The sequence below is a fragment of the Emticicia sp. genome (assembly GCF_043780375.1).
Lineage (GTDB): Bacteria > Bacteroidota > Bacteroidia > Cytophagales > Spirosomataceae > Emticicia.
Map to the genome: position 1 here is coordinate 1 of NZ_JAYWCU010000212.1, position 6,934 is coordinate 6,934.

Genomic DNA, 6,934 nt, shown 5'->3' on the forward strand with positions numbered 1-6,934 from the left:
CCATATTATAGGTCATGGGTAATACTTATCACAGATGGAGAGCCTGATTCGGGACAAGATGTTAATGCACTTAAACAAGAAATTGCAGATGGTGTTGATAGCAAGGATTTCTACTTTTTTGCAATAGGGGTTACAAATGCTAATATGAATACGCTAACAAATCTATCATCATCAATAATGCCCCCTGCGAAACTCCAAGGATTGAAATTTAAAGAGTTTTTTCAATGGTTAAGTGCAAGTTTAGGAAGTGGTGGAGTAACGGGTTCAAAAGATGATAAAGATGTAGTATTCGCTAATCCTGCTGGATGGATGCAAGGAATTCCAGTTACATAATTTATAATTAAGTTCAAGTATAGTGTAGTCGTTCGTACTACACTATACCTATCCTCTATAAAAGTGAACAAGCAAGATTATACCCTCTATATTATTCTAATCCTTTTGGGAATTATAATTGGCATTATTACAACTTATTATAAAAAACAAATTGTTTCATTTATCAGAATGTCTAATCAAACGCTAAAGGGGTTTTTACATAAAATAAAACGTAAAAACCCAAGCTATTCAAAAATACCTACTCAAGTCAATAATACTCAAAATATTAACCCAATACATAATAATTGGTTTATTGTTTCGGGGTCTGTTATTGGAAAATCACATATTACTCATGGTACTGTTTGCCAAGACAGCCACTTTACAAGAGTTTTTGAAAGCCTAAATGGATGGGGAATTACAATTGTATGTGATGGTGCTGGTTCTGCTACTAATTCTCACCTTGGTTCAAAATTCATGGCAGAACAAGCAATACCACACTATTTTAGCACAGCAATTAAAGAGAAACAATGGCATCTACGAAATGACTTACCTTCCGAAGAAGAATGGAGAGAAGAAGCGTGGGAACAATTAAAAAACTCACTTGGTGCATTAATGTACCACGCTGAAAACGACCTTAAAGTAGAGCTTGCTACATTGGCTTGCACCGCTATTGTAGTTATATATTCACCCTTGGGCTTATTGGTAACTCATATTGGCGATGGTAGGGCTGCATATTGTGATGAACAGGGAAAATGGGGGGCTTTAATAAAACCACATAAAGGAGAAGAAGCAAATATGACCTACTTCATCACCTCAAGACCTTGGCTTATCAATAAACATTATTCTCTTCCTGATGGAAATACAATTCCCGAAAGCAGGATTATAAAAGGTAAGGTAACTGCTTTTGCCCTTTTATCAGATGGAATGGAAAAGCAATCTTTCCAATGTAGTGTTTTTGATAAGGAAACTGAAAAATGGGACGACCCTAATACACCATTTGATAAATTTTTTAATCCACTCGTTAATTTTATAAACTCCCAAGCTAAGGATTTGCAATCAAGTTTTGATGTCCACGACAAATGGAAAAAGTTTTTAACCGAAGGTAATGAAAAAATAAAAAATGAGGAAGATGATAAAACGATGATTTTAGCAGTATTACAAACAAAATGAGCCAAGAAATTTATTACACCCATAATAAAACGCCAATCATGGTCGAGTCAAAACCATTTGGAGTTGGAGGAGAAGGAAACATTCATAAAATCATTACCTCACAATATAAAAATTATTGTATAAAAATTTATCATGCTCGGTATAGGACTAAAGAAAAAGAAAATAAAATATCTTATATGGTAAAAAATCCCCCACCTAAATTGGAGGATACAATGTTTCGCTTATGTTGGGCAAAAGAACTAATTTATGACCACAAAGGGATTTTCTTAGGTTTTCTTATGCCACTTGCATTTGATGATAGCATACAACTATATGAAATTACCACACTAAAGTTTAAGAAGGCATTACGTAGCACTATTTGGGAAAACAAATTTACTCGTGCTACTGGTATTGGTTTAGTAAATAGATTAAAAGTTTGTTTAAATATCTCTGCCGCTGTTTATCATGTACATGAGAGTCAAAAATATGTTTTTGTTGATTTTAAGCCACAAAATATATTAATCAATATACAAGGTAAAATATCAATTACAGATTTAGACTCTATACAAATTTCGACAGGAAATAAGGTATTATACCGTTCGCACGTGGTAACACCTGAATATACGCCCAAGGAAAGTGAAAAAATAGACCCTAAACATAATCAAATACATGAAACATGGGATAGATTTTCTTTAGCTGTAATGTTTTATGAAAATCTTTTTGGATTACATCCATACGTCGGAACTACCAATGGACAATACGCAGATGCAAATACTATTAGCGAAAAAATTCACCATAATCTATGTCCTTTAGGTTCTAAGCGTTTCTACTTTTCCAATCCACCAAAGCAACATGATTATATAAATTTATTTCCAAATACATTAAAAACTCTTTTTCTCAGAGCGTTTGAATATGGTGGACAAGACCCGTCAAAAAGACCCAGTGCTTCGGAATGGGGGAAAGAATTGTTTTCAATTATCAATGACCCAGCTTTAAAAAAAAAGCCCATCGTAATCCCAAATGACATTCCAAAGCAAACTACTCATTCACATCCTGTATATCCACCAAAACCAATAACACAACCAGTAAAACCACAATACAAGCAGCCTATCAATAAAACATCACAACAAACAAAACCTGTTTCTAATGATAATTCTGGATTTGTTGCTTTTTTTCTAATACTTCTTATTTGTGGATTTATTTTTTTTATAATTACACAAACAAAAAACTCTAATAATTTGACCTCAGAAGTAGCGGTAGATTCTACTGTCGAAACAATAGATTCCACTGCAACGGCTGCAACCGTAGAATTACCACTTAATACAGTAGAATCTACTGTCGTAACAATAGATTCCACTGCAACGGCTGCAACGGCTAATTTAGAAAACATCTATGACTCATATAAATCAACAGACGCTACTGGCTTCATTTTATTTTATAAAGGTTGCCAAACCGAAGATGATATATTTCAAGTATATATTGATTCAAAATATGTTGGGAGTATGCTTAAATGTTACGACTGGCAACCCAAAACTGATGACTATGGTTGTGTTCTATATACTGGAAAAGCGTTTAAAGTAATTTACTATCAAATAAAATCCCTCCGTACGGGTAAACTATGGTATGGAAGTGTAGAAGCTCCATCAAATGAAACTATTTTTGTTCCTATCAATGCTAAGTAACATTAAATTGTTTTCATTATCTTTAGTTGATTTTTTTAATAAAAACATTACTCATACGAATCTAAACAAAAATCAAAATTCGTATGACACAAAAAAAATCATCCGCAATCCTCAAAGCAAGGTCAGCTTCGCTTGAAAATCTCTTTTTTGGTGTCGAGCAAATTGAATTAAACGAAAGTCGTAAGATTCTATCACACCACATTTTCGCCAATCAATACAGTTCTGCCATTTACTGCCCTTCCATGAATAAAATCTTACACATGGCAGGGAGCAAGTACCAGTTAGTAACAAACGAACAGCTTATTATGCCAATCTATGACAAACTAAAAACGATGTTTGGTACATCAGGGTTTACGGTACAATGTAAGAATGAAGACGACCGCAGATTCTCAGCCCAATTCGTTTTGACAGATAAGGTCATACAGGTAGCCGAGAAAGATGCGTTAAATGCAATGATTGAAGTGCAAAACAGCTACGATGGAAGTTTACAGCATTCAATGGCATTATCGTATTTTCGTCAAGTTTGTACTAATGGTATGATGGCATGGAAGAAAGACACCCAAATTGCCCAACGGCACGACAAAGATTTCCTTTTTAGTATGGATAAAATCTTGGCTCGTTTAGATGCACTTGATGTGCAGTTGCAGGAATTCCGCAAACTCACAGAACGTACAGTTACAAGCAAAGAAATGGAGCAAATTATGGATAAACTCAAAGAGTTTAAAAACCATGATGCGTTCCCTAAAAAGATTATCCAAGAAGTGCCGTTAAAAGTCCATCAGGAAGCGGAAGAGTTAAACACCGCACCTAACGCATGGCTACTTTACAATGGGTTCAATTATTTCTTAAACCACGACCAACGCATCGGGCTTGGTATGGATTCATTAGAAAGGATTGATAGAAATGTTTTAAAAGTGATTCAACAAGAGCTTGCTTTGAACTAAAAGACTGTTTCAGTCGCACAATTCATGTAGTTGCACCTGGTGTGTAGCTGCATGAATTTTTTAATTTGACAAAAATATTAATAAAGTTATAATCAATTAATATATTTTCATAACCCTTCACCCATGACAATAAATTCTAAAAATTGAACTGTTGAGAAAAAATCTGCAAAACCTATTGCAAATAATTTATCAAACGAACTTAAAGAAGCACTTCAATATGAACAAAGTTTCCAAAATGCTTTAATTGAAGAATGAAAAAATCAAGAGACGATTGATAATATTGAAAGTTTTGACAGAATCCAACAAAAAGAAATAGTATTAAAACTTATTAACAATTGATTTGGCAATATGGTGGCGTTAAATATTCACAAGTTTGATGAATCAATTCATAATGAAATAGCTCATTTGCTGATAGAAAAATGACTTGAATATGGTGTTGCAGTCCATCTTGCTAAGTTCAAAGAACTTAATCTAACAATTGCATTACATCTAATTGAAACCTGATTTAGTCAAGCAGTCGTTTCTGATTTTACAAGTTTTGATAGCATTAACCAAAAAACAATAGCACAATTATTAATCAATAAATGAGAATGAGCAGTTGTAGCTCAAAATATTAAAAACTTTGAATGCTTTAGTGATGAAGAAAGTGAAAATATAATGTCTAAATACAAAAAAGAGTATTCTATTGAATAGTAAACACATTTTTAGAAATCAATTAATGATACGGTCTTACTTTACACAAGCTCAATGTAATTATATTGAGCTTTTAATCGCCAAAATTTGCACTTGCAAATCCTATGTAAATACATAAAACCATATTCCTGTATTTATGGTAATATTGTTTTGTGGTTTCCTGTATTTCATTTATCTTTGTAAAAAGCAGTCAAACATGGGATTATTTCAATCGCTTAGTACACGACCCGACATTTTTTTGGACGTATATATCCAATCGCTCAAAATTGGTTCAAAAATTCGCTTGAAACCGATTGAAGGGCAAAGGGTAACAAATACCTGTTTTGTCGAATGTTCAAGAACGCTTAGGGCAAAATATCCAGTTGGTACAATCTTTAAAGTTGATTGTCGTTTGGTTCACCCATCAAACCGCAAGCCGTATCTCATGGTATTACATCGTAACGACATGAAACAAGCACTTGAATTTTTCGACCATAACCGCACACTAACAAACAATCAAGTCAGTATCTAATTTTTACAATACAATGAAAATTATTACAGTAGCCCATCAAAAAGGAGGAGTTGGCAAAACTACCCTTTCCCTAAACCTTGCTTATTGTTTTTCACAAGGGGCAAAAGTAGCCATCATTGATATTGACCCACAAGGCAGTATTTCGGGGCTTAAAGATATTCTTGCAAAACAAGGTATTGATTTAATACAACCGCAAGATATGGAGCAAGCCAAAAGCAAATATGACATTGCTATTATTGACACACCCCCATACCTGACAACCGCACTACCCGAATTTTTCAGTTACTCCGATTATGTATTAGTACCAACGAAAGCAAGCATCTTGGACATCATGGCAATCAGAGCCACAATAGGATTATTAAAACAGGCACAACAACAACGACCGCAGTTAAAATCTGCAATCGTGTTAAACATGGTTAAAAGTCGCACGAGTTTAACGGACGACATCAAAGAAGTATTAACACAATACAAGTTTCCAATATTGGAAAGCATGGTGAGCGATAGAGTGAGTTATACACGCTCCCCTATTTCGGGAGGTGTATTTGAAACCGAAGACGAGAAAGCAAAAGATGAAATTATCCATCTTGCAAAAGAGATAATTACAATGATGAAATAATTTAATTTATAAATAATACTATCATGGCAAAGAAAGACCATAAAGGCATAGCAAGCGATTTAGTGAAAGACTTGATTGATAACGCCTCAATTGCACCAATGCAAGAGAGCGTAATAGTCAAACAAAAAGCACCAACTACGAAACAAGAAACTGATAAATTCACAGTCGAAATAGAAAGCGAACTGATGAAGGACGTTAGATTATTTTCAGTAAACAAGAAAATAAAACTAAGACCACTATTTGAAAAAGCACTTAAAGAATATATTACAAATCATGTAAACGATTAGATTTTGTAAGTCAATGTATTATGTAACTACACAATACAAATGACTATTAAGATACTGTTATATGTATTTATGGGAAACCATATTTGTTGATTTATGGGAATACATAAATACATATACTATTGAATTTTTTATAATTATATAATAACCTGACTATCAACATTTTATATACTTTATAAAGGGTGTTTAACTACCCTTTCTTTTACCCCCGATTTTGATTATGAAAGTAGCCGAGAGAATGGTTAATTTGTTGTATAGCCGAACGAACACTTGCGACCCCCGCACCCCCGAAAGTTTGTACTTAGGAGGAACAAGAATGAGTGATATACCACAATTAGTGGACGAATTTATGGGGGTATGGCATATCGAATATAATAGAAAAATGAAACGGTTTTGGTTCTTACGTCCAATGGTGGAATGGCTATTTATCAATGAAAGATTTGTCAAGTTTTCAGAGTTTCAAGAAATATTCAAGGGTTCACACACGCAGGGCATACAGAAAGAACGAGGGGGAAAGTCGCTCGATGATTTGATGATACGCCACCCAATTTACAGACTTGCAGGTATTCGCTCAGAGGTAGCAAGACAGCAATTTATTATGAATTACAAGGAGGACGATTTGAAAAGCTACTTTCAGTTTATGAAAAGAAAAAATCGTTATCTGTTTGCCATTTTTCACACATGGCACAGGATAGCGATAGACAAAAAACATAGGATTCATTCATGGATAACAGGAACACCGG

7 protein-coding genes and 1 pseudogene are annotated in these 6,934 nt (G+C 34.0%); all 8 read left to right on the forward strand.

What is annotated here, in order from left to right:
• A pseudogene (locus ACH2CJ_RS16620) lies at positions 1–333 on the forward strand (hypothetical protein); the annotation flags it as partial.
• 63 nt (positions 334–396) lie between these two features.
• Entirely contained in the window at positions 397–1,482 is a 1,086-nt protein-coding gene (locus ACH2CJ_RS16625) for a PP2C family serine/threonine-protein phosphatase (protein WP_394994130.1), read from the forward strand.
• Positions 1,479–3,143 (forward strand): hypothetical protein, encoded by a 1,665-nt coding sequence (locus ACH2CJ_RS16630; protein ID WP_394994133.1) that lies wholly within the window; start codon positions 1,479–1,481, stop codon positions 3,141–3,143. Before ACH2CJ_RS16625 ends, ACH2CJ_RS16630 begins: the two co-directional genes overlap by 4 nt.
• Before the next feature lie 83 nt (positions 3,144–3,226).
• Complete coding sequence (locus ACH2CJ_RS16635; RefSeq protein ID WP_394994136.1) at positions 3,227–4,087, forward strand: DUF932 domain-containing protein; 861 nt, start codon at positions 3,227–3,229, stop codon at positions 4,085–4,087.
• A gap of 889 nt (positions 4,088–4,976) precedes the next feature.
• Positions 4,977–5,291, forward strand: coding sequence for a hypothetical protein (locus ACH2CJ_RS16640; protein WP_394994139.1), 315 nt, complete (start codon positions 4,977–4,979; stop codon positions 5,289–5,291).
• Positions 5,292–5,304: 13 nt separating this feature from the next.
• On the forward strand, positions 5,305–5,907 hold the full coding sequence (locus ACH2CJ_RS16645; RefSeq protein ID WP_394994142.1) for an AAA family ATPase: 603 nt from the start codon (positions 5,305–5,307) through the stop codon (positions 5,905–5,907).
• 23 nt (positions 5,908–5,930) lie between these two features.
• Positions 5,931–6,194: a hypothetical protein gene (locus ACH2CJ_RS16650; RefSeq protein ID WP_394994144.1), complete on the forward strand. Its 264-nt coding sequence runs from the start codon at positions 5,931–5,933 to the stop codon at positions 6,192–6,194.
• A 217-nt stretch (positions 6,195–6,411) separates the two neighbouring features.
• Positions 6,412–6,934 (forward strand): hypothetical protein (locus ACH2CJ_RS16655; RefSeq protein WP_394994146.1); only part of this gene is annotated, 523 nt, incomplete at its 3' end.

Bases quoted from the DNA above. Each gene is read 5' to 3' on its own strand.
- ACH2CJ_RS16640 (WP_394994139.1), top strand. From the start codon at position 4,977: ATGGGATTATTTCAATCGCTTAGTACACGACCCGACATTTTTTTGGAC.
- ACH2CJ_RS16635 (WP_394994136.1), top strand. From the start codon at position 3,227: ATGACACAAAAAAAATCATCCGCAATCCTCAAAGCAAGGTCAGCTTCG.
- ACH2CJ_RS16650 (WP_394994144.1), top strand. From the start codon at position 5,931: ATGGCAAAGAAAGACCATAAAGGCATAGCAAGCGATTTAGTGAAAGAC.
- ACH2CJ_RS16630 (WP_394994133.1), top strand. From the start codon at position 1,479: ATGAGCCAAGAAATTTATTACACCCATAATAAAACGCCAATCATGGTC.
- ACH2CJ_RS16645 (WP_394994142.1), top strand. From the start codon at position 5,305: ATGAAAATTATTACAGTAGCCCATCAAAAAGGAGGAGTTGGCAAAACT.